Origin of the sequence: Rothia sp. HMSC078H08, assembly GCF_001808955.1 — a bacterium.
GTDB lineage: Bacteria > Actinomycetota > Actinomycetes > Actinomycetales > Micrococcaceae > Rothia.
This window is the reverse complement of record NZ_KV795245.1, coordinates 26,683-50,034: the sequence shown is the minus strand read 5'-3', so window position 1 is coordinate 50,034 and position 23,352 is coordinate 26,683. Positions and strand designations below refer to the sequence as shown.

At 58.6% G+C, this 23,352-nt stretch carries 16 protein-coding genes; 12 read left to right on the top strand and 4 right to left on the bottom strand.

Features of this window, described 5'->3' with window-relative positions; translation table 11 throughout:
• The first annotated feature begins 236 nt into the window (after positions 1-236).
• The 6 genes from HMPREF2528_RS02025 (at position 237) to HMPREF2528_RS02000 (ending at position 8,602) form a co-directional block, all read left to right on the top strand.
• Positions 237-2,579, top strand: coding sequence for a TIGR03773 family transporter-associated surface protein (locus HMPREF2528_RS02025; RefSeq protein WP_070541973.1), 2,343 nt, complete (start codon positions 237-239; stop codon positions 2,577-2,579).
• Positions 2,566-4,317 (top strand): anchored repeat ABC transporter, substrate-binding protein, encoded by a 1,752-nt coding sequence (locus tag HMPREF2528_RS02020; RefSeq protein ID WP_070541969.1) that lies wholly within the window; start codon positions 2,566-2,568, stop codon positions 4,315-4,317. The genes HMPREF2528_RS02025 and HMPREF2528_RS02020 overlap by 14 nt, the downstream gene beginning before the upstream one ends.
• 93 nt (positions 4,318-4,410) lie before the next feature.
• Positions 4,411-5,520, top strand: coding sequence for a TIGR03773 family transporter-associated surface protein (locus tag HMPREF2528_RS02015; RefSeq protein ID WP_070541965.1), 1,110 nt, complete (start codon positions 4,411-4,413; stop codon positions 5,518-5,520).
• Positions 5,517-6,395 (top strand): metal ABC transporter ATP-binding protein, encoded by an 879-nt coding sequence (locus HMPREF2528_RS02010; protein ID WP_070541962.1) that lies wholly within the window; start codon positions 5,517-5,519, stop codon positions 6,393-6,395. The genes HMPREF2528_RS02015 and HMPREF2528_RS02010 overlap by 4 nt, the downstream gene beginning before the upstream one ends.
• Positions 6,392-7,246, top strand: a complete 855-nt coding sequence (locus tag HMPREF2528_RS02005; protein ID WP_049357170.1) for an anchored repeat-type ABC transporter permease subunit — start codon at positions 6,392-6,394, stop codon at positions 7,244-7,246. The genes HMPREF2528_RS02010 and HMPREF2528_RS02005 overlap by 4 nt, the downstream gene beginning before the upstream one ends.
• Positions 7,247-7,531: 285 nt before the next feature.
• Positions 7,532-8,602, top strand: a complete 1,071-nt coding sequence (locus HMPREF2528_RS02000) for an alcohol dehydrogenase catalytic domain-containing protein (RefSeq protein ID WP_070541959.1) — start codon at positions 7,532-7,534, stop codon at positions 8,600-8,602.
• Between the two features lie 505 nt (positions 8,603-9,107).
• On the opposite strand, the gene HMPREF2528_RS01995 is transcribed toward HMPREF2528_RS02000, so the two are convergent.
• Together HMPREF2528_RS01995 and HMPREF2528_RS01990 are read right to left on the bottom strand one after the other, a co-directional pair.
• Positions 9,108-10,472 (bottom strand): NADH dehydrogenase, encoded by a 1,365-nt coding sequence (locus HMPREF2528_RS01995; protein WP_049363766.1) that lies wholly within the window; start codon positions 10,470-10,472, stop codon positions 9,108-9,110.
• Between the two features lie 209 nt (positions 10,473-10,681).
• Entirely contained in the window at positions 10,682-12,247 is a 1,566-nt protein-coding gene (locus HMPREF2528_RS01990; protein WP_049363763.1) for an MFS transporter, read from the bottom strand.
• A gap of 177 nt (positions 12,248-12,424) precedes the next feature.
• Here HMPREF2528_RS01990 and HMPREF2528_RS01985 point away from each other — a divergent pair, with 177 nt between their 5' ends.
• The 5 genes from HMPREF2528_RS01985 to HMPREF2528_RS09230 all read left to right on the top strand — a co-directional run bounded on the left by HMPREF2528_RS01985 (position 12,425) and on the right by HMPREF2528_RS09230 (position 17,638).
• A complete protein-coding gene (locus HMPREF2528_RS01985) occupies positions 12,425-13,003 on the top strand; it encodes a TetR/AcrR family transcriptional regulator (protein WP_070541955.1) in 579 nt (192 codons plus the stop codon).
• 137 nt (positions 13,004-13,140) lie between these two features.
• Entirely contained in the window at positions 13,141-13,461 is a 321-nt protein-coding gene (locus HMPREF2528_RS01980; protein ID WP_049333773.1) for a putative quinol monooxygenase, read from the top strand.
• 262 nt (positions 13,462-13,723) lie between these two features.
• Complete coding sequence (locus tag HMPREF2528_RS01975) at positions 13,724-14,536, top strand: NUDIX hydrolase (RefSeq protein WP_070541952.1); 813 nt, start codon at positions 13,724-13,726, stop codon at positions 14,534-14,536.
• Positions 14,537-15,138: 602 nt separating this feature from the next.
• A complete protein-coding gene (locus HMPREF2528_RS01970) occupies positions 15,139-16,980 on the top strand; it encodes an ATP-binding cassette domain-containing protein (protein ID WP_070541949.1) in 1,842 nt (613 codons plus the stop codon).
• 247 nt (positions 16,981-17,227) lie between these two features.
• Positions 17,228-17,638, top strand: a complete 411-nt coding sequence (locus HMPREF2528_RS09230) for a hypothetical protein (RefSeq protein WP_246823845.1) — start codon at positions 17,228-17,230, stop codon at positions 17,636-17,638.
• Positions 17,639-17,782: 144 nt separating this feature from the next.
• Here the strand turns inward: HMPREF2528_RS09230 and HMPREF2528_RS01960 are convergent, their stop codons facing one another.
• A complete protein-coding gene (locus HMPREF2528_RS01960; RefSeq protein WP_070541943.1) occupies positions 17,783-20,629 on the bottom strand; it encodes a class I SAM-dependent DNA methyltransferase in 2,847 nt (948 codons plus the stop codon).
• A gap of 193 nt (positions 20,630-20,822) precedes the next feature.
• On the opposite strand from HMPREF2528_RS01960, the gene HMPREF2528_RS01955 reads away from it, so the two are divergent.
• Complete coding sequence (locus tag HMPREF2528_RS01955) at positions 20,823-21,668, top strand: methylated-DNA--[protein]-cysteine S-methyltransferase (RefSeq protein ID WP_070541940.1); 846 nt, start codon at positions 20,823-20,825, stop codon at positions 21,666-21,668.
• A 405-nt stretch (positions 21,669-22,073) separates the two neighbouring features.
• On the opposite strand, the gene HMPREF2528_RS01950 is transcribed toward HMPREF2528_RS01955, so the two are convergent.
• Positions 22,074-22,697 carry a superoxide dismutase gene (locus HMPREF2528_RS01950; RefSeq protein WP_044150883.1) on the bottom strand — a complete coding sequence of 208 codons (624 nt, stop codon included), beginning with the start codon at positions 22,695-22,697 and terminating at the stop codon, positions 22,074-22,076.
• Positions 22,698-23,352 lie beyond the last annotated feature (655 nt).

Genomic DNA, 23,352 nt, shown 5'->3' with positions numbered 1-23,352 from the left:
CTTTTGCAAATAATTGTCATTTAGAACCTAAGTGAGTATAGTGATTCTCAGAAACACGTGTGCGCCGAGGCGCGCCCAAAACGCACACCACGTACATCCACAAAGAGAAAAACACGGCAGAGCGCACCCCGGACGCAGGGGAGAAACCGGCAACAGGCCGCCGGACCCAGCACCGGGCAAGCCCCGAAAGCATCGGGCAACGCGCCAGCCAACGAGCAGTCATCCAAGGAGCCACCATGCAAGGACGCACCAAACCCCTGAGCCTACTCAGCGCAACCACCCTCGGATGCACCCTCGCACTCGGGGCGCCCCTCGCCCTGCCCCAGGTCGGCACCTTCACCGCCGCACAGGCGCAGGAAAACCAGGCGCAGGAAAACCAGGCTGGCACCCAGGCAGGCACCGAGTCGCGCGCCTACGTCAACTACGAAGGTGACTACGTCATCGCGGGCGTACACACCGAAATGCTCAACGCATTCCTCGACGGCAACCAGTTCACCCTCGCCACCCTCGCAGACACCGGCCCCGGCCAGCAGGGACGATTCAACCCCGCCCGCACCGTCTTCCACCTGCCCGACGTCGAGGACGCACACACCAACGTCGTAGCAGGCTACGACTACATTGCCCCCGAAGGCACCGACATCTTCTACATTCCCTCCACCCGCACCCGCGGCCTGCTCTACCCCGGCCTCGGTGCGGAAGGAATCCGCCCCGGCGCACTCAAGGACAACACCATCAACCTTCAACTCGTGCGCAGCAGCGTACCCGAAGGCGGCCGCGCCGAAGTCTTCACCGAATCCGGCCGCGACAACCCGCGCGTCTTCAGCACCAACGACCAGCTCGCACCGCACACCATCACCGCTGGCGGCCACGAGCACCTCAGCTGGGCATTCACCCGCAAGGGCATCTACCAGCTGACGTTCCGCGCCACCGCAACCCTTGCCGACGGCACCCCGGTCAGCTCCGAGGCAACCTACACCATCGCCGTGGGCACTAACGCTGAGGAAGGCTTCAAGCTCCTGAACGCGCAGAACGCCGCAAAGGAAGCAACCAAGGACGCCACGAGCGAGGCAACCACTACCCCCGAGGCGACCTCCACCGCCACCGAGAGCGCCACCGGCAGCCCCAGCGCATCTACCTCCGCAAGTGCTGAGGCGAGTGCATCTGCTGAGGCGAGTGCATCCACCGGTATTCGCCGCGTGGATGGATCCGTGAACGGTCAGAATGCCGCGCAGGTGACCGACCCGAACGGCGCAAAGGCGGCGGCGAATGGTGAGCAGGCATCCCAGGGCGGATCCGGTGTAACCGCTATCAGCGGCACCGACAACACCAATAACGGCTCTGACAAGGGTGAAAACAAGGACGGCAATGCCACCAGCGCGAAGGGATCCAGTGTGAAGGGCTCCAACGCCCAGAACATCAGCGCACCCAGCAACGGCGGCGGCATTACCGGCAACGGTGTGCTGTCCTCCGGTCTGCCCGGCAGCCTGAACCAGCAGTGCATCGCCACCGAGGTTCCCGCCGAAGATGCCAAGGACTCCAAGGACGCCCAGAAGGACAACAAGCAGAGCAACCAGGCAGCCCAGGCACCGACCAGCATCCCCACCCTCGCCGTGGTCAACACCGCCGAGCACAGCGGCCGTGAAGAAGTCACCCACGGCCACTTCGACGTAGGCCCGATCCTCAACGGCGGCAACCTCACCAGCAGCGTGAAGGACGACCGCACCAGCCCCGCCCGCCACGTCTCCCCCGGCGCCCTCGAGTTCGTGCTCAATGACGCCGCAAAGATCAACCTGCCCGCAGGCATGGAGAATATCGCCCCGGCGGGCACCCCCGTGCACATGATTGGTGCAACCCAGCAGCAGGGCGTGCCCTGGCTTGGCTGGAGCACCCAGGACCCCGAACTGCTCAAGCAGCTCGACGGCCCCGTTACCATGAGCCTCAACGGTTTTGAGGGCCCCGGCACGATGTCCACCTTCCTCTCCGGCAACTTCGGTTCCGCCGGTCAGCAGGTCTTCGATTCGCGTAGCGGCGGCTCCTTCCAGGTGCCCGCAAACACCCACCAGCACAGCAACTGGGTGTTCACCGCTGAGGGTCGCTACACCGTGACCATCGGCTGGACGGCACGCCTGAAGAACGGTCAGCAGGTCAGCAGCGAATCGGTTCTGCACTTCACCGTCGGCAACCCCGATAACGCCCCGGCAAGCAACAACGCGCAGGGTGCGGCAGACACCAAGCAGGACGGTGGCAACGCTAACAGCGCTAACGGCGCCAACAACGGCGGCGAGAAGAGCACCGCAAAGAACCCCGTCAACGGCACCGTCGACGAAGCCACCGGCATCGTCACCAAGCCCGACGGATCCAAGGTGCGCATCGTCGGTAAGACCGCCTCCGGCGAGGATTGCGCTCTGACCAGCCAGGAACTCGCCAACGCCCAGAAGGCAGCCGCCGCAGGTAAGCTGCCGAACACCGGTGTGGTCATCGACCCGTTCATGGTCAGCACCTCCATTCTGGCACTGGCACTCGGTGCCATGATTCTGCGTTCGGCACGCCGAAAGGGCCGCAGCGGTGACACCGCATAGCGGGCATACCGGCAACCGCGCACACGCTTATAGTCGGCGAACCGCCCTCACCCTCGCCTCCCGTATTGCGGTGGGTGCGGGGGTGGGGGCTGGTGCCTTCGCACTGAGCGGATGCGCCAGCACCGTGAACGCATCCTCCGACCGGATGCGCGTGGTCGCCACGACCCCGATCCTGGCGGACTTGGCGCAGCAGATTGCCGGGGAGCGCGCCAGCGTGCACTCCCTCGTGCCTGCCGGTGCTGACCCGCACTCGTATGAGCCGAGCCTGCGCGATATCCGCGATGTCGCCTACGCCCGCTGCGCCCTGACGAACGGCCTGCTGCTGGAGCAGCGTAAGCTCTCCAAAATGGTTGAGGCGAACCTGCCCGCAGGCGTTGTGTCCGTGGCGGTTGCGGAGAAGATTGAGCAGTACGGCGGCAAGCTCGAAGCCATTGTTGAGGATGCCTCCCTGGACTCCATCTGGCTGGGTTTGCGTGTTGAAGAGGGCGGGCAGAACGAATCTGCCCCCGCCGATTCTTCGGATGCGGGAATGCGCTTTGAGGTGCACAGCGTGCGGGCACGGACCTCTACCGATTCGTCGAATGCGCAGTTGGCGGCGTTCATTACGCAGACCTTCGGTGCGGTGGAGATGCTGTGCGATTCGCATGCGCGCGGCGTGAACCTCACCCGTGAGGGGGACACCGCGATCCGTACCGGCGATATGGGTTCGCTGGAGCTTCCGTTGCAGGCGCATACGCACCTGTCGTGGGCGTTTAGTGATGCCGGCGAGTACGCCATTGAGCTGAGCGCCACCGCGGTCAATGCGCCGGAGTCGGTGCGTTCTTCGCGCGGCACCCTGTACTGCGCGGTTGGTCGTGACCCGCAACAGCTGGTGGACCGTTTGGCGAAGGAACAGAACGTTTCTGCCTCGGACATCAAGGTTCTTTCCGCAGGTCACGCCGATATTACGGCACGCACCGGCGACGGCAGGCTCGTGCTTCGCGCGGATTCCTCCCAGGGCGCCGTAGAGTACGAACTGAACCGCACCGTGGTCGCGGTCCCCTCCCGCACCCTGCAGGAGGTGCCCGCCGGCGGTAGCTACCGTTTCCTGCGTTCGGGTGCTTCGGAGCATCGCGGTCAGGTGTACCTGCTGGCGCAGGCCGTTCTGGGCAAGCACGTGCACGGCGAAATCGACCCGCACATTTGGCATTCGGTGCCGAACGCGAAGGCGAGCGTGCAGGTCATTCGTGACGCGCTCACCTCCGCCGATCCGGAGGGTGCGAGCGAGTACGCGACCCGCACCGAGCAGGTCATGAAGGAGCTCGACGCCCTGGACGCTCAGCTGCGTCAGGTGTACGGAGGCCTGCCGGAGTCGGCACGCAACCTGGTCACCACGCACGACGGCTACCGCTACCTGGCGAGCACCTACGGGTTGCACATTGCCGGTTTCGTGAGTGCCAGTGCCAGCGGCGAGCCGAGCATTCAGCAGCGTCAGCGCCTGCGTCGCACGGTCGAGGATTTGAAGGTTCCAGCAATTTATCTGGACAAGTCCACGGCGATGCGTTCACCGGTTCTCACGGAGTTGGCTCGGGAGGCTCAGGTGCGTACCGGGGTGCTCTATTCGGATACCCTGGATGCGCAGGCTCCTCACTACGCACAGATGATGTTGGCGAATGCTCACACGATTGCGCTGTGCTCGGGGGCTAGTTCTGGCGGCGATTCTTCGGGTGCTAGCTGCTCGGAGGCAAGCACCTCATAACCCGGTTTTAAGCTACCCACAAGCTTATATAGCCGTATTAGCATATAGATAATCTTTCACACACCGTTTCGGTCATGATCCAAGGAAGTCCTCATGATGAACTCAACCACCCCCTCCCGCTCCTCGCGTAGCCGCGCCCTGCCCGCCCTGGCTCTGGGTGCCAGCCTCATGCTCGCACCCCTGGGTGTGGCACACGCGGAGACCACCCCGGCAACCGCTGAGGCAACCGCTGAGAGCGCCTCGGCTCAGCCGAGCGACAGCAACCTCAGCCGCGGCGAGCGCGCCCTCACCCAGACCCTGTCGGCTGAGCAGCCGGTCGCATCCGGCCGCACCGAAATTTCTGCCGGTCACGTGGATATGGGTCCTCGTTTCAACAACGGCAAGTTTGAGCTCATGCTCCACGACGACCACGGTGAAACCCCCGTCTGGCGCAGCCTGGACGAGGTCATCTACCGCGGTAGCGACCAGGCAATCCTTGAGGTGCCAAACGACCCGCGCTACTCCTTCGTGGGTGCGCCCGCCGGCTCTAAGGTGTACGTTATTCCGCAGACCGAAACTAAGGGCGTGATTTGGCCGGGTTGGAACACTCAGGATCCGCAGCTGGTGTCCAAGCTGAACCGCGGCGTGAACCTGACCCTGGAGCAGGTGAGCGGCCCCGGCACTTTTAGCCTGTACCTGGAGAACGGCAACTTCTCGGCACCGCAGGTGCTGTGGTCCTCGACCAAGAATGAGCCGCAGAAACTGTGGGTGGAGAAGAACACTCACACCCACGCGAACTGGGTGTTCACCGCTCCCGGCGAGTACCTGCTGAAGGTTACCGCGAGTGCTGAGCTGTCTGACGGTTCGACCGTGTCTGATACCCGCTACCTGAAGTTTGCGGTGGGTGATTCTGCGAGCGCTGATGCCCTGTACGCGATGGAGGCGCAGGCTCGCGGTTCCTCGGGTTCTGCATCCTCGGGTTCAGCTTCTTCTGCTTCTCAGGCCGCCGGTACCCAGGCGTCTGGTGCACAGGCATCCGGTTCTTCTTCTGCCGCCGCAGCGAGTGACCAGAGCGGTTTCCGTGCTGAGTTCACGATTTCCTGGAGTCCTATTGTCGCTGGCATCGTGGTCGTGGTGGGCGTGGGCGCGTTCATCGCCTCCCGTCGCCGCCGCGCCTCCGCTCAGCGTGAGGCTCTGGATGAAGTGCGCGGTGACCGTTCGTGAGCGCATCGGTAACAGCGGGTACTGAGCCCGTCCTAGAGATTTCAAACCTGTACGCCGGCTACGCGCGCCGTTCCATCCTCAAGGATCTGTCCCTGACCCTGGAGCGCGGCGAGTTTGCGGGTCTGATTGGTGCTAATGGTGCCGGTAAGACCACGCTGCTGCGCACCATTTTGGGCCTGATTCGCCCCGCATCCGGGCAGGTTCGCGTGTTGGGCGAGTCGCCCCGCGCGGCGCGTGCGCACATCGGTTACGTGCCGCAGAAACACCAGTTCCAGTGGGATTTTCCGCTGACCGTTAAGGATACGGTGATGACCGGCCGCGTGCGTGAGATTGGGTTCTTCCGCCGCCCGGCGAAGAAAGATTGGGTGCAGGTCTTTTCGGCGATGGAACGCACCGATGTCCTGCACCTGCAGGATGCTTCCATTGCGGAGCTTTCCGGTGGTCAGCGTCAGAGGGTTCTTTTGGCGCGCGCTTTGGCAGCGAACCCCTCCCTACTGCTGCTGGATGAGCCGTTTACGGGCGTGGACGCGCCGACTCAGACCACTCTGACTCGCCTGTACCGCGAGTTGGCGGATGAGGGCATCACCATTCTGATGTCTACGCACGACATGCTGGCGGCGCGTGAGTCCTGCTCGCGTCTATGCGGTGTGCGCGGCAATATTCACCTGGATGGTCCGGCGGACTCCTTCAGCCTGGAGCAGCTGCATACGTGGTTGCACGGCCACGACATTGAGGAGGCACAGGGCCACGCCCGCACGGGCTTCACCTGTGCCGGTGGTGCGTTGGATGAGTACGGCCACGAGCTGCCGGATTCCTGCGCTTCTGATCATTCTCTCTCCCCCGCCCATACTGCTTCTACCGGGGGTGCCCGTTGATTACTCCTATCGATTTTCTTGCCGACCTGTTCAACCCGTCTCTGGCGTTTCTTCCGCGTGCCCTGGCGGCGGTACTGCTCGCGTCGGTGGTCACCGGTGTGGTGGGCTGTCACGTGCTGATGCGCGGCATGGTCTTCATTGGCGATGCGGTGGCACACTCGGTGTTCCCGGGTCTTGCGGTGGCGTTCGTGTTGGGCGGCAACCTGATGGTGGGTGGCCTGACGGCGGGCGTGGTCACGGCTATTCTTGTGGCTATTTTTAGCCAGAATCAGCGGCTGCGCGAGGATTCGGTCATTGGTATTTTCTTTGCCGCATCTTTTGCGTTGGGTATTGTGATTATTTCCTTGGCGCCGGGCTATTCGGGGTCGGTGCAGGATTTCTTGTTCGGCTCGATTGTGGGTGTTTCGAATGAGGACATTACCCAGGCGGCGATTATGGGTGCCGTTATTCTGCTGGTGCTGTGGCTGTTCCACCGCCAAATTGTGACGGTCAGCCTGGACCGTGAGAGTGCCCGCGCGATGGGCCTGCCGGTGCTTGCCCTGGATATTGTGCTGTACGTTCTGGTGACCATTTCTGTGGTGCTGGGCCTGCAGACGCTCGGTAATGTGCTGGTGTTGGCGCTTCTGGTGATTCCCGCGTCGGCAGCCCGCCTGGCGTGCCGCCGACTGGGCTCGATGATGGTGTTCTCGCCGGTGTTCGGCGGTATCTGCTCGATTGTTGGCCTGTACCTGTCGTGGGCGTTTAACCTGCCGACCGGTGGCACGATTGTGCTGTCGATGGTGGCGGCTTTTGTGCTGGTGTGGGCCGTGACGGCGGTTCGTTCGCGAGCACGTGCGCAGCTGAAGAGCTAAGCCCAGCTCAACCCGGGCTCAACCCAACTTTTCTCGATTAAACGCACGAGGCGCATCCCTGTTTGGGGGGGTGCGCCTCGTGCGTTTTTTACAGGTCTTAAATACCCAAAGTGAATCATGTTCATGTTTAAAGAACCAAAAGATACACTCCGCGTAATAAAAGCGCATAATTCAACACGTCGGGTTTAATGAAAATACAACCTATCAAATATTTCTTATGGGTTGATACATGTAGTGATAAAGCAGTCACTGCACCCTCATTAGAGCTTCAAAGAAGGAGTCATCATGAAGGCATATGTATACCACGGCCCCGACCAGAAGGGCGCCTGGGAGGAAGTCCCGAACCCCACCATTCTTGAGCCCACGGACGTTATCGCCCGTGTCGACACCACCACCATTTGCGGTACTGACCTGCACATCCTGAAGGGCGACTGCCCCGAGGTGGACCACGGACGCATCCTGGGCCACGAGGCTGTCGGTACCATTACCGAGGTTGGCTCCGCGGTGACTGACCTGAAGGTCGGCGACCGCATCATCATCCCCGCCGTGACCAGCTGCGGTAAGTGCTCCTACTGTAAGGCGAACCAGCCTTCGCACTGCCAGACCGTTGGTGGTGTCGGCTGGATTTTCGGTTACATGATTGACGGCACCCAGGCAGAGTACGTGCGTGTTCCCTACGCAGAGACCTCGGTCCACCTGGTTCCGGAGGGCCTGACCGATGAGGACGTCCTCTTCCTCACCGACGCACTGCCCACCGGCTTCGAGATCGGTATTCTGAACGGCAACACCAAGCCCGGCGACACCGTCGCTGTCGTGGGTGCAGGCCCCGTGGGTCTGGGCGCAATCATGACCGCTAACCTCTGCGGTGCCGGCCGCGTCATCACCATCGACTTCGACGACAACCGCATGAACAAGGCGCTGGAGCTGGGCGCAACCGATAAGGTCAACGCGGGCGATCCGGACTTCATCGAGAAGATTAAGGCTCTCTCCCCCGACGGCCTGGGCGTGGATGTGGCAATTGAGGCTGTGGGCGTTCCGCAGACCTTCGAGACCTGCACCAAGATTGTTCGCCCCTATGGCAACATCGCGAACGCCGGCGTGCACGGCAAGCCCGTTGAGCTGCCCCTGAACACCATGTGGATTTCGAACGTTCGCATCAACATGGGTCTGGTCAACTGCAACACCGTCGGTAACCTGCTGAACATGGTCCGCTCCGGCCGCCTGAACGCTAAGGCGATGGCAACCCACCGCTTCACGTTCGACCAGTTCGAGGAAGCCTACGACCTGTTCACCCACGCTGCTGAGCACAACGTGGTGAAGGTTGTTATCTCCCGCGACCCGGAGGTTGCGGCATAGACTGCGGTAGGCTCATATACCGCTCATACTGAAACCCCGAACGTTTGTGAGGGATTTCGGTGGGATGTATTCATGACACTGCGAACATCCCTAGGATTCGCCTCCGGGTGGGAGTGGGTAGGTCCCACCCGGAGCGCGAATCGTCCTCCCCTACCCCGAGATGTAGTTATTTTCTGATGATGTAAGAAATCTGAAGATGTAGAGATGCGCCAGCTCGGGGTTTTCTGTTCCCTCAGCCCCCTCTCCGGTGGGCTCTGGGGCGGTTCCTCAAGCGTGATGCACCCTCTGCCGGGCGCTCTGCCAACCTGCTTCGGCGGGTTCTTCTGCCAGGCAACCTCTACCGGTGGAGGGGCGCATCATTTGGCTCTTCTTGGTCGGGTGGTACCTCCGATTCTGCTCGCCCTTGAAGGGAAAGGAAAAGGGTCGCACGCTTACGGTTCAATGGCGAACTCGTAGGCTGCGACCCTTTTCTCATGCCCGGTTTTCGGTGCCTCGGGCGGGCTATTTAGTTTTTAGGCTTCTCAGTACTGGGTTTTTCTCCGGCGGCATTCTTTTCACCGGTGTTCTCATGACCGGCAGCATCGTGCAGGATGCGGGTGAACGCCTCCGTGGGGTCGTCTGCCCCAGCTGCGGCAGAAGAGTCGGTGGCGCCTCCGATGACGGGTTCGGTGGGCGCATCCTCAACGGGTACTTCAGCCAGATTCTCGGCAGGTACCTCGGCAGGAGCCTCGACGGACACCTCCGCGACGATGGGCTCATCCGAGGCGGACTCCGCAGAGGCGGGCGCCTCCGGAGCCTTCTGCGCATCCTCCTGCTTATCCTGAGCCAGAGTCTCTACAGGCTGCTCAGAAACACCCTGCTCAGTAGCTACCGGCTCACCGTGCGCGGATTCCTTCTTCGCATCCTTGTGCGCGTCCTTATGTTCGAGCCTGTAGATGATGCGCGGTTCCAGGCGCTCAAAACCAATCTTGGAGCGCACCCAGTTCACGAAGCGGTCGATACGGTCCTCACCCTCGGTGGTTTCCGCAACCCGGTAGTTGCGCGGCAGCATCACGCTGTCGCTGAGCACGCGCGGGTACTCATCAATCTCCTGAATACCCGCCATGTACATGTTCTCGCGGAACTGGTGAGCGAACTCCTGCTGACCGAGGAACAGCTGGTCGGCGTAGGTTTTAGCCGCCAGGCGCTCGCTGTAGGCGTCCTTGGAGTCGCGAGCGCCCTTCTTGGAGCCGTAAATATCCCAGAAGTAAAAGTACACATTGTTCGCGATAATGGCGGAGATAATGCGGTTCTGCAGGTACACGAGGGCACCGACGGCGACCGCACCAACAATCAGGAGCACCACGGCGAGCGGGGAGAGTGCAAAGTCAGACAGATTGCCGCGGTGGTTCGTGAACAGGCCAATCAGGTAGGCGATGGTGACCACGATGATGGGCACGCCGATGAAAATCACGGCCAGCGGAACCCAAATGTACAGCAGGGCACGTAGAATCAGGCGGTAGTAGCTAATCGAGTCGCCAATGGGGATGGGCGTAGGCTTCACGGAAGAGTGCGCACGCTTCATGAGCAGGCTGAAGATACGGTTGCTGTCGATGCCAACTTTACGCAGCTTCGATTCGAGGGACGCACGCTTGAGGAAGACCCGGTAGTTTTCGAGGACGACGCGCTGGTCGGAGGTGAGCTTTTCGGGGTCGGGTAGGGCGTTGAGGTCCAAGCCGGCTTCGGTGAGGAGCTTGCTCCACAGTTCCAGTCGCGCCAGTTCGGAGGGTTTTGCCGCCGCCTGCGCCTGGTAGTTCTTGTAGGAGATGAAGATGGTGCTGGCACCAATCAGCAGTGTAATGAAGGGTGCAATCCAGTCTTTGAGTCCCATGGTGGCGTTCCTCCTTGAGTGTGTGGAGCCGTTGGTTCCTCTGTCTTTTTCGGGCGACTTTTTCGGGCGTGAGCCTACTGTTTTTACCGTACCACCGGCACCTGTGCTGAACCTTTAAATGCGCAGGTGGGTGCGTAAAAATAGCCCCGCCTCCCGGCGCTCAAGAGCAACGGGAGACGGAGCTTATCTATGAGGTTTAGTGCGCTGTATTAGTGTTCTGCGGGCTTCATTTCGCGCGGTGCCTTACGAATCATGAGGTAGCTGATGACAGCCATAACACCCATGAGCACGGCACTGAACGCGGAGCTCAGCACCACGCCCGAGTCGAAGGCAGCGAATGCGGAGGAGAGCAGCTGGTTCGCCTGCTCGCCACCCACCTGGCTTGCGACCGTCACGGCACCGCCGAGGGTTTCGTGGGCGTGGTCGGCGAGAGTCTCATCCAGGCCGTCGGGTACAACCACATTTGCGCGGTAGACGGCGGTGAGCATGCCACCAATGATGACGGTGCCGAGCACCGTACCTGTCTCGTAGGAGGTCTCCGAGATCGCGGATGCCGCACCAGCCTTACGCGGCGGCACGCTGGAGAGCATCAGGTCGTTCGAAATGGTCTGCGCAATACCGATGCCGGTACCGAGCACAATGAAGATCAGGATAATCACCAAGTCGTTGTGCGCACCCAGGAAGGCGAGCACCGCGAACGCGGCAGCGTGGAGCGCCAGACCGAAAGACACCACCTGCGCCGGGTGGAAGTGCACCGCCACGCGCGCAATCACCAGACCGGCGATAATGATCGCCAGGGTACCGGGAATCAGCAGCATACCGGCGTACATGGGCGGCAGACCGGAGACCAACTGCAGGTGCTGGGAGGCGAAGTAGATGAAGCCAACGTCCACCATCATGGAGATGAGGTTTGCGGTAATCGCGCCGGTGAACACGGTGTTGCGGAAGAGGCGCACATCCAGCATGGGCTGAATATCGTTCTTCTCGCGGTTGAGCTGACGCAGCACGAACAGGACAATGAAGCACAGGCCGGCAAGGATGGTGCTAATTGCCACCGCATCGAACCCGGTTTCGGAGGTGTGAGTCAGACCGAAGGTAATGCCGGTCATGCCGGTCATAATCAGCAGGATGCTCAGCGGATCCACCGGGCTGGGGTTCGGGTCCTTCGACTCGGGAACCATAATCGGGGCGAGAATCAGCAGAGGAATCAGAATCGGCACAGCGAGCAGGAACACCGAACCCCAGTCGAAGTGCTCCAGCAGGAAACCACCCACAATCGGGCCCAGCGCCGCACCCGCCGAGAAGCCCGAAGCCCACACGGCAATAGCGATGCGGCGCTCGGTCGCATCCACAAAGATATTGCGAATAATCGACAGGGTTGCCGGCATGAGCATGGCGCCAAAAATGCCAAGCAGGGCGCGGGCAACCACGAGCATCAGCGCGGAGGGCGCGAATGCCGCGAGCGCAGAGATTGCCGCGAAGCCGGTCGAGCCGATGAGCAGCAGCTTGCGGCGACCGATGCGGTCACCGATAGCGCCCATGGGCACGAGCAGGGCGGAGAGCACCAGGGAGTAGGAGTCAACGATCCACAGCTGCTCCGCGGAGGAGGGGCTCAGCGCCTTAGCGATTGCGGGCACCGCGAAGGCAAGCACTGTGTTGTCGATGGAGACCAGGAGCACCGGGAGCATGAGCACACCGAGTGCCGCCCAGCGCTTGGTCTTCTGGTCGGGGGCGTGAATGGGCAGAGCCGTGGTGTGCGGATTGTGATTCGTCATGGGTTGTTTTCGTGCGTCTATAAGGTGTCGGCTGATGCGGCGGACGCGGCGGCATCAGCTCGGCCTGTCTTTTGGGCTAGGTCTTTTAGTGAGGTTTTAGGGGTCCGGACGGGGCCATAAACGAAGATTAACTATACCAACTGGACGGTATAGTTTCAAGCGGTTAGACTGGTACACATGACCACCCCCAACCACCGAAAACAACGCGCCACCAACCCCCGCGAACACATCCTCGACACCTACGTCGACCTGCTGATTCGCTCGGGAGAACGCGCCGCGACCCTCGACGCCGTCGCCACCGCCGCCAAGGTTTCCAAGGGCGGGCTACTCTACCACTTCGCCTCCAAGAAGGCGCTACTTGAAGCGCTCGCAGAACGCACCCTCACCCTGGCTGAAGAGGACTTCGCGGCGATGGAGCAGGCACCCGAGGGGGCAAGCGCCTACTACATCAATTCCTCCACGCCGGATAACACCCCGTTCGACCGTGCCCTCATTGCCCTCAGCCGCCTGGCGCAGAACAATAATGAGCTCGCCCAGCAGACCATGAGCCGCGTGCAGGAGGGATGGCATGCACTCGTCCTCGCTGAGCTGGGTGACGAGCAGATCGCCCGCGCCGTGCTACTTCTGGGTGACGGAATGTACTACAACGCGGCCTTCGGGGGCGGCTCCGCCAACCCGCAGACCGCCGACATGCTCAAATCCGACCGCGCCGCACTGGAACACGCACTGCAGGTTCTCAAGGCGGCGGCTCATTAAATCCACACAAGCCACTCGACGCAGCGGTTAAAGCCACAAGCTAAAACCGCCGCCTCAGACCGTATTCTTTAGCGCCGGCGAGCACCCAGGACTTAAACTGAAAGGGTACGTAACCGCTCTTCAACCAAGGAGTTCCAATGATTTTCATTGCTGTCAAGTTCCCCGTCAAGCCCGAATACGCTGACCAGTGGATCGAGAAGACCCGCGCTTTCACCGAGGCAACCCGCGCAGAGGAAGGCAACAAGTTCTTCGAGTGGTCCCGCAGCGTTGAGGACCCGAATGAGTTCGTTCTGCTCGAGGCTTTCAACGACGATGCAGCTGGCCCGCACGTGAACTCTGATCACTTCCAGCAGGCCATGAAGGACATGCGTCCGCTGCTGACCGCAACCCCGAAGATTATTTCTCGCCTGATTGACGGCGACGACTGGGAAGCAATGGGCGAGCTGCAGATCGACTAGTCTGCACCCCTAATATGCACCCTAAAATTGCATAGTTAGACGTTGCATAAGTAGACACTGGAGCGCCTCTCCCCTCTGCCTTTTGAGCAGTGCGGAGGGGCGCTTTGGCGTGTCCGGTACCTGAACTTTTTCCCCTTGACGCGACGCGGATGATGCACGTTTTCAGGTCGGCAGGCACCTTGCGTGCATTTTTACCCTATTAACCCCTTAAAATGGGTAGAGTATGCACACCTATCGATACCCATTCGCACAGGAGGTCTGAATGAGCATCGCATCCCAGCCTCTTCCCGGCGCAGTCGCCGTTGAAGAGCACAACGACGTGGACCACACCTCTGTATCCCTTGCCGTTTCGACCGTTATTCTGGCCCTGCGCCCCAAGGAAAACGAAACCCACCCGACCCTGTGGCTACCGCTGGTTCGCCGCCTTCGCGAGCCCTATAAGGGCCAGTGGGCGCTACCCGGCGGCCCGCTCAACCCGAACCTCTCCCTCGAGGAGGCAGCGGCTTCGACCCTGAAGCGCGCAACCAACCTGCAGCCCGGTTACCTGGAGCAGCTCTACGCATTCGGTGACGTTCTGCGCACCCCCGAGGCGCGTGCCGCCCGCGTTGTGGGCGAGCCCGACCCGGCACCCGACGCTGATCACGAGCGTGTGGTTTCCGTGGTGTACTGGGCGTCGATTCCCGCCACCGAGGTTGCGAACACTCGCGTGCACGAGAACATCCGATGGTTCCCGGTGGATGAGCTGCCCGAGCTCGCCTTCGATCACAATGAAATCATTGAGTACGCGCTCTACCGCCTGCAGAACAAGGTCGAGTACTCGCGTATTGCGCACTCTTTCTTGGGTGAGGAGTTCACCCTGGCGCAGCTGCGTGAGGTATACGAGGCGATTCTGGGTCGCACCCTGGATCCGGCGAACTTCCGCCGCCAGATTGCGGCATCGAAGTCGATTATTGACACCGGCCGCCGTGTGGAGGGCACCCGTCACCGCCCGCCGCGCCTGTACCGTTACAACGACGCTCAGGCGTACGCGGATGCGGGCCCGCTGGGCATGTACCGTGAGCGCCACGAGGCATAATAGCCTTTCGCGCGTTGTACGCGCGCAGATTTAACGCCTAAGATTTAATGCCTAAAAGGAGGAGCGGCACCGATTGGTGTCGCCCCTCCTTTTGCGTTCTCTAGGGGATATCGGTACTTGTCAGAAGGTTTTGCGGGAGGATGTTTGACTCAGCACCCGCACGCTCCCTATGCTGGAGCCATCAGCTCTCTATCCGCGCTACCCCACCGAAGGGGTAGCCTGGAGCTGAACGTATCGTTTGGCCGAAGCCACCCAAGGCGCGACCGGGGCGGTATTCGGAATCTAGGAGGCATCAAAGAAATGACCCACCGAGCATAAGCCCGGACCTCACAGAATTTTTTCGCGCGCTCACGCAGCAGCTTTATAGGCACAGCCATATAGTCGCTTTATCCTGCGTATTTCTGTCAGCGCGCATACACCCGGGCATAGGTCTATCCACCGTTACGCTCGGGTTTTTTCGCGCCCTTTTCGGGGCGAGCCTCTTACTGCCGCGCACTCAGCGCAGGTAGCCAAACCGCCGGCACACTGCCACAACGCACTACCGTCGGGCCTTGAGGGTACCCGAGCATCCATGACTCGCGTCTATGATTCAAGGAGCTCGTATGACACACGCACTTCAGCCGCAGGCAATCTTTCCCCGTTCCGCTTCTTCCCGCGATGCCCGTTCACATGCCGCTTCCCATGCGGCGGCGCACGTTAGCATCGCCCACCTACACTTTGCGCACCCGAGCCAGCCTCCTCTTTTTGCGGACCTTTCGGCGGTGTTTTCGGCACCTCTGACCGGGCTCATTGGTGACAATGGTTGCGGAAAAACCACCCTGATGAGGTTGATTTTGGGTGATTTGACCCCGGATTCCGGCTCTTTGGCGGCACCGGAACACATGGCGTATCTACCTCAGGATATGGGTCTGGATCGGGAGCAGACCCTAGCCGAGCTCTGCGGAATCTCCGAGATTCTGCGGGCACTGCAAGCAGTGGAATCCGGCGAATACTCCCCCGAACTCTACGAAACCATCGGGGATAACTGGGACGTTGAGGAGCGAACCCTGGCGGCTCTTGCGACCTACGGCTTCACCCCGGCGGCGCTGATTGATCGCGACAACCCGCAGGCGGTTCGCGCACTCTTTGCTCGCAGTATGCGCAGCTTCTCCGGTGGTGAGGCGGTCATTGCCGCACTTGCCTCGCTGATGATTTCTGACCCCGAGTTCATTCTGCTCGATGAGCCGACGAACAACCTTGACTCCGCGGCGAAAGCCCAGCTCTTCACGGCACTGGAGGCGCTGCCCTGCCCGGCGCTCATTATCAGCCACGACCGCGATCTACTGGAGCGCGTAAACGTGATTGCCGAGCTTCACGCCGACCGCCAGGGGGTGGCGCATCTGCGCCTTTTCGAGGGTAACTACAGCACCTACCGGCAGGCGCTGGACACCGAGCAGCAGGCGGCTCAGCGTCGCGTCACCGAGGCGAAGAACCGGGTGCGTTCTGCGCACCGTGAGTGGGTGCATGCGCAGGAGATTATCTCGAAGAACATGGCGCAGGTGTGGAAAGATGACCAGCCGGATACGATTCTTGCCCTCGCCAAGGACGCCTCACGGCAGGCGGCGGTGAAGCTTCGCGGTCTGCGCATCGGCAAGCAGGAGCAGGCTCAGGAGGCGTATCAGAAGGCTCAGGAGCAGGTGCGGGCACAGGAGAAAATCTATGCAGAGCTGAGCCAGCAGCCCCTGCCCGCGGGACGTAAGGTGCTGGAGCTGAGCAGGGTTGATAGCCACCCAGTTTCACGTGAAACATTTGCCGTTCAGCAACCCACCAAGGTTGATTCTCTGCATTTTTCGCCCGCAGAGGCTGATAGCGAGAGCCAACAGGGAACCCCAGCAGAGCACCCCGAGCACCTGATTCTCAGCGGCCCCGAGCACCTGCGCATCACCGGTGCAAACGGTAGTGGCAAAACCACCCTCCTTGAGGCAATTGCCCACGCCGGCGAGGCGGACTACCTCTCCCCCGTACAGCCCGCCTATCGCGTCGACTATTGCATCGAGGGGGCGTATATTCCGCAGCGCATTAGCTTGGATCCACAGCTGACTCTCCTGCAGAGCGTGCAGCGGGCAAACCCCGGGGTGAGCGAACAGCACCTTCGTGATCAGCTGGCGCGGTTACTTTTCCGTCGCGAGAGCGTGCACCATAAGACCGGTGAGCTCTCCGGCGGTGAGCGTTTCCGCGCAGCGGTGGCGCAGGTGCTTCTGGCTGATCCGGTACCGCAGCTACTCATGCTGGATGAGCCGACGAACAACCTCGATATTTCTTCGGTGGATTGGTTGGTGCAGGCACTCGAAGCCTACACCGGTGCGCTCATCGTGGTGAGCCATGATGAGGATTTCTGCCGCCGCATCCGCATTGACCGCACGTTCAGCATTTCGGCAAAAGCCCTTGGGGAGGCACCGTGCTAAACATTCTTCGTTCTATTCCGTGGGCATTCCGTATAACCCTTCACACGGCGCCCATTCCATTCCTTGCCGCGGTTTGTACGACCCTGCTTCTTACGTTCATGCCGGGCGCGCAGGTGGTGCTGGTGAATGCTGTGGTGGGTTCGGTGGCTTCTGGCGATACTGCAGCATCACTCACGTGGGTCGCGGTAATCGGTGTCCTCGTGGCGGCGTACCTTCTGGTGCAGCGGGCGAGCAGTCGCTCTTCACCATGACGAAGGCGCGCGTGAATGCCGCCGTGCATCAGAAACTCAATATCACCCTGGCGCGGGTGAATCCTGAGGTGATGAGTGAACCCGAGATGCAGAAGCATCTTCGTGCAGCCCGTGAATCTCTTACGAGGCAGGAGATTCCCACGCAGGCAAATTCCGTGGTGACTCTCTGTGCTGCCGTGGCGTTGGTTCTGCTGCTATGCGCGACGATTGCAGGCACGAGCCTTCCGGTTGCGTTCTTTGTGGCGGGACACATGACGATTCTGGTCTCGCACCGTGCCTGGACCCTCCGCCATGCCGACAGTATTTACGTGATGGATGCGGGCGCAATCGTCGAATCGGGAACCTACACCGAACTAATGGCGCGCAACTCACATTTCGCCCAGCTTTTCGCCTCGCAGACGGGGTAATTACTCGGGCGTCTCAACCGCCGCTCCCGGAACGGCAGGGGCGGTTGAGACGCTGAGGGACGTTATTCCGAACACGCGAGGAACCCAATAACATTCCGAAGCTGGCGAAGTAACGAGCCAGAGGGAGCACGCTCCCGCAGCAACTTACTGTCCTTGCCTTTGCGTTAACTCTAGGTAGTGCCGGAACAAAAACTCTAGACGCTGTGATTCAGTAGTGAGTTTTCGCGATGCTCCAAAAGCTTTATCCACCACGCTATCTAAAGCATCGTGAGCCTTACGAAGCTCACGTTTCATAGCGCGCGGATCGTACTGACTAGCTAGAGAAACATTAGGTTGGAGTGCTCGCGCTTCCAAGACTTTTTGGCCAGCGGCAATAATTTTCTGGCGATCAGGTTCTCTAAGCAGAGGTAAGGGAAAATTGTTCCACGTTACAGTACTGGAAAAGCTAATATCAGACTTTAACCGCCCCCCTACAGTTTTCATCCAAGTAATAAACATGGAAGAACTCGCGATCGCAAACAACAACCCACCGTCATCGGGAGCGCCATAAACCTTATTCGAAATGATGACTTTTTCGTCAAAGTACGCGACAGGAAGGTACTTCCTGCGGCTAGAGCTGACTTCGGGGATGCCAATAAACCGCCCCTGATCGTGAATTCCAAATTGACGGAATAGATGATGGTAGGGATATTCCCGGGTGGATTTTGCCTTAGATTCCGAACGGAACTTTTTAACAGCGTCTATGCGTGATTTAAGCTCGGGGCTTTTTGCTACATCTACTGGATCTAAATCAACCAACCATAGACACCAGCGTTCAGTTCCTCGAAGCAGCTCGGCAGAACCGATATATGGGCGAAGATACTTCGAAATAATTGGATCATTTTGAAGAGTCATATACTCTTCGTTACTGATAATAAAATTTCCATCATCGGTAGGCATCGATCCCTTAGCTACTAGGGGCATATTTTCGCTAATAGGCTTACCCTGTTTACGAACCAAAACGTTAGCACCATCAACTAGATAAGCGTTGATACCAGTCTTGACCTTACGTTCTATGGGGTTTCCCTTAGGATGTTCGTAGTCCCATAACTGGGGTTTTACCTGTTGATTCCGGGTAAACCCGATAATTACACAGTGCACCGCAGCTTTTCCAGGAGCTTCCGAATCCCATTCAAAGGTTCGATGGGCAAATTTAATCACCCACCCCGCTTTAAAGATTGGGTCAAATAGTCGGGAAGTTTGGTCTCCCTGCGTAATAGAGTTAGTGGTTACGTAAGCGAACTCTCCTGTGCGGTTCTTATAATAATCCAGAGCTTTCGCATGCCACCCGGTTACAAAATCTAACCGAGAGAGCTGGGCTGATGAACCCCAGGCATGCTGAAGGTCTGCAAGCTGCTCTGCGGTTCGCGTATGGTCTCCTAAGAAAGGAGGGTTACCAAAAATATAGGTCTTCCCCTTTGGTTCAGGAATCGCTTTCTTCCAATCTAAGCGAAGCGCGTTGTCGTGAATAATATGGGCAGCAATTTCAATCGGCAGGCGATTCGGGGCATCTCCAAGGGCTTGCGCAAGATGCAGGTTTGCCTGGTGATCTACCAGGAACATTGCGGTTTCAGCAATCTTTGCCGCCCACCAGTTAATCTCAAAGCCATAGAACTGATTGATAGAAAGACGCTGGTCAATAGATATATCCAGTGAAGCTGTAAACTCACCACCACGGTTACGCTTTTCAACCAACACATCCGTCTCAATCTCACGTAGTTTCGCATACGTAAGGTTCAGAAAGTTACCTCCACCACAAGCCGGGTCACAGAACACGTGAGTCGAAAGATCATTGAGGAAATTATCAAAGTCCTTCAAAGAAGTAGTCTTATTGCGAATCAGACGATCCGCCTCTTTGCGAAATTCACTCAGGAACAGTGGTTCAAGAGTCTTCAGAATATTCTTCTCGCTGGTGTAATGCTCGCCCGCAGCACGACGTGCTTTTTTGGATTTGACCAGCTGAAACATAGCGCCAAAGATAGCAACCGAAATTCGATTCCATTGAAAACGGCATGCATCCAAGAGAGCTTCACGGCTCTCTTCTGTGAAGAACTCAGCATCCAACGAATCTTTGAAAATACCGCCATTAACGTATGGGAACTGCGCCATTAAATCACTCATGCGATGAGAACGGCGAGCTGGCGGAGTATTTAACACCTGAAAAAGCTGGTTTAACTGTGGCCCTAGTGATGATGACGTCGTCTCCTGCTCTACCCAGCGATAAAAAAGATCGGCAGGCCACAAACCCGCATCATCACCGTAGAGCAGGAAAAGCAAGCGAGTCATCAGAATCGACGTCTGCTGTACACGCTCATCTTCTTCTTCAGCGTCCTTCGGGGCATCCTCTCCCACTGGTGTATCGGTGTCATCGCCTAGAAACGAGGTATAGAGCTCCGCCATAAGATCAGCCGCAACAATCGAAGCTTCTTCCTGCTCCTGCCTTGATACGCTTTCCTTACCAATTAGAAAAACAAATGAGTCGTAATAGTCTGCAATATCGCGGGTAAGAAGCTCAACTTTTGGCTCGGAACCGTCCAGGCGAATAATACGAATACGCTCAAAATCAGAAACCATGCCATATTTCGGGTACTCATTCTGACTAATGGAATCAAGATAGTCGAAAAGCTGTTCCTCTGCCGCGTCAAGATTTTCACCAAGGCTCTTTGCCTCGCCAATAGCGATACCAGACATGAAGAAATCGATATATCCATTTCGCCCAGTGCTGGTGCGCTCCGCGTTGCGTTCGAACAAGCTAATTCGTTCAGGAATAATCCCAAAGCTGCTGAGAAGATCTGACCAAAACTGCTGTGCGTACTGCTTTTCTTGGTTCTTAATATTGTCATCGCGCCATTGCTGAATACGTTCTTGAGTCCAGAACCTTGCAAAGTCTCGCAGATGGGTAATTGCTTTCTGCCGGTCATAGTAGTCAGGTCGCTTAAATACAGAAGACATGGTGCTCCCTCCAGTGAGTGTGATATACAAACATCTTTATCATACATAGTCTTTACCTGAACCTTGCAGGTACCTCGTCACCTAGGTTCTGCTCCCATTTCTACGCCTCCCACGCACAAGGTCAAGAATCAGGTCGTTTTCCACCCGGAACATCCGTATTCTCTAGTGTTAAGACCTTGAACTAGGAGAATCCTTGAGCATCACAGACCGTTCTGCAGCGAGCACAGACCCAATTGAGCAGACCGTCCAGTTCGGGCGCATAGCCGCCGCTATTGAGTACCTGTATGACCACGCCGCAGATCAGCCCACGCGCGCGCAGGTATCCCAGGCGGTTCATGTGAGCCCCGAATACCTGCAGCGTCAGTTCCAGCAGTGGGCGGGGGTGAGCCCCAAGAAAATGCTGCAGCATATCAGCCTTGAACGGGTGAAGGCGGCGCTCACTGGGCAGCAGAGCACGCTCGATGCGGCCTGGTCGAGCGAATTCAGCGGCACGGGACGCCTACACGATGCGTTCGTCACCATTGAGGGCATGACCCCCGGCGAGTACAAGAACGGCGGGGCGAACCTGCGCATCGTCTGGCGTTACGCCGCGTCCCCTTTCGGCATGGTGCTGATCGCCGCAACGGATAAAGGCATATGTCATATGGCATTCGCCAATAACCCGGATGCGGCTCTCACGAACCTGCGCGCCGAATACCCGAATGCGCAGCTGCATGAGGGCGAGCATCCTTTTCACGAGCAGGCGTTAAGTATTTTCGGTGGAGGCGGGGAGCGCATCGCCCTGCATTTGAAGGGTACACCGTTTCAGGTGCAGGTGTGGCGTGCGCTTTTGAATATTCCGCAGGGTGCCGTACAACGTTACGGGTCTGTGGCTGAGAGTATTGGACGCCCCCGTGCCGCCCGTGCCGTGGGACACAATCCGGTTGCCATGATTATTCCCTGCCATCGAGTGATTCGTGAGAGCGGAGTGATTGGTGATTACCTTTGGGGTCGCGGCCGCAAAATGGCGCTTCTCGCCCAAGAACTCGGTGCGGCCTAGCGAACATCGGTCCACCCCAGTTTTACCCGCTCCCGTTTTTACGCTTTCGAGAGCGTCCCGCGAGTATGTGTACTCTTCGGAAGTCCGCAAAGTTCAAAGGGAACCCGTTTGACTCCTCGGTGAAAGTTACACAATTGCCATCGAGAGTCACATTTTTGTCACGTTCCCTCGCATTTTTCATGCCAAAGTGACAAAAACCCGTCTGAAAGTTACATTTTGTCACTCGAAATCTCCATATTTGTAAATTTCACATCCCAGTTGTTACATCAGCACGCTCAAACTACGGGCGCATCCCGATTAAGCCGTTAAACGAATGGGTGCCCGGCACCTCCGAATATGGAGGCGCCGGGCACCCGTTTCAGTTATCTCACCGCGGCTACTTCACCGCGCTGACGAAAACTTAGATTAGAGGACCAGGCCCTTGGTCTGGGACACTGCGCGCTCGAAGCGAGCCTGAACGTCAGCCCAGTTCACAATGTTCCAGAATGCCTTGACGTAGTCGCCCTTAACGTTCTGGTAGTCCAGGTAGAATGCGTGCTCCCACATGTCCAGCTGCAGAACGGGGATCAGTGCAACGGAGATGTTGCCCTGCTGATCGTAAAGCTGCTCGATGATGAGGCGCTTGCCAACGGTGTCCCACGCGAGGATTGCCCAGCCGGAGCCCTGAATGGTCAGTGCAACGTTGGTGAAGTGCTCGCGGAACTTGTCGAAGGAGCCGAAGAACTCGTCGATTGCTGCTGCCAGCTCGCCGGTGGGCTTGTCGCCACCCTCGGGGGACAGGTTGTTCCAGAAAATCGAGTGGTTGGTGTGGCCACCCAGGTTGAACGCCAGGTCCTTGGAGAGCTTGGAGACGTTGCCGTACGCACCGTTCTCGCGTGCCTCTTCGAGCTGCTCAAGAGCTGCGTTAGCACCTGCAACGTATGCTGCGTGGTGCTTGTCGTGGTGCAGCTCCATGATCTTTGCGGAGATGTGGGGCTCGAGCGCCGCGTAGTCGTAGGGAAGCTCGGGGAGAGTGTACTTTTCAGCCATGATGATGCCTTTCATTAGAAAACTTGGCTCGTATTAAAGATTACCAGCGTAGCGTTTACTTTACTTTTCACGAATTGGGGAGCGTCACATTTATGTAAGACCTCGCTCGAGCCTGTGGATTTTAGGCGGAGACTTTTCCCCACACCTGTGGATAACCCTGTATATCAACAGGCTTTTCAGGCTCGGCACCCTATTCTGCCTTGAAATAACAGGGTATGCACTCATGTGAATAACAGTGCTGTAAGTTCTCCACACTGTGGATAACCCCTGTGGATAACACCTCTTTTTGGGGATGTGCGGGGGAAAAACTGCAGAATTTTCGCCCTCACTCGGGGCATTTTTCCTTCTACTAGCCAAAATTTTGGACGCCAACAGGGGCGCTGAGCGGTCTTATACACCTCTTTTACGCCGGAGGCGGTGGATTAAGTGCACAGGGTTATCCACAGGTGTGGAAACTCTGGCGTTCCGCGGATTTAAAGGTGAAAAGGTCTTCTATTTAAGAACTGACCCTCGGTTTTAACGGCTGTGAAAGCCTGTAATTACAAGAATTTTTCTGCAGAGCTCTTAAATTGGGCCCGTGGCGAGCCTCGATTCCGCTCCACCAAATCACACGGGCGTAAGTTCTCCACACTGTGGATAACCCCTGTGGATAACA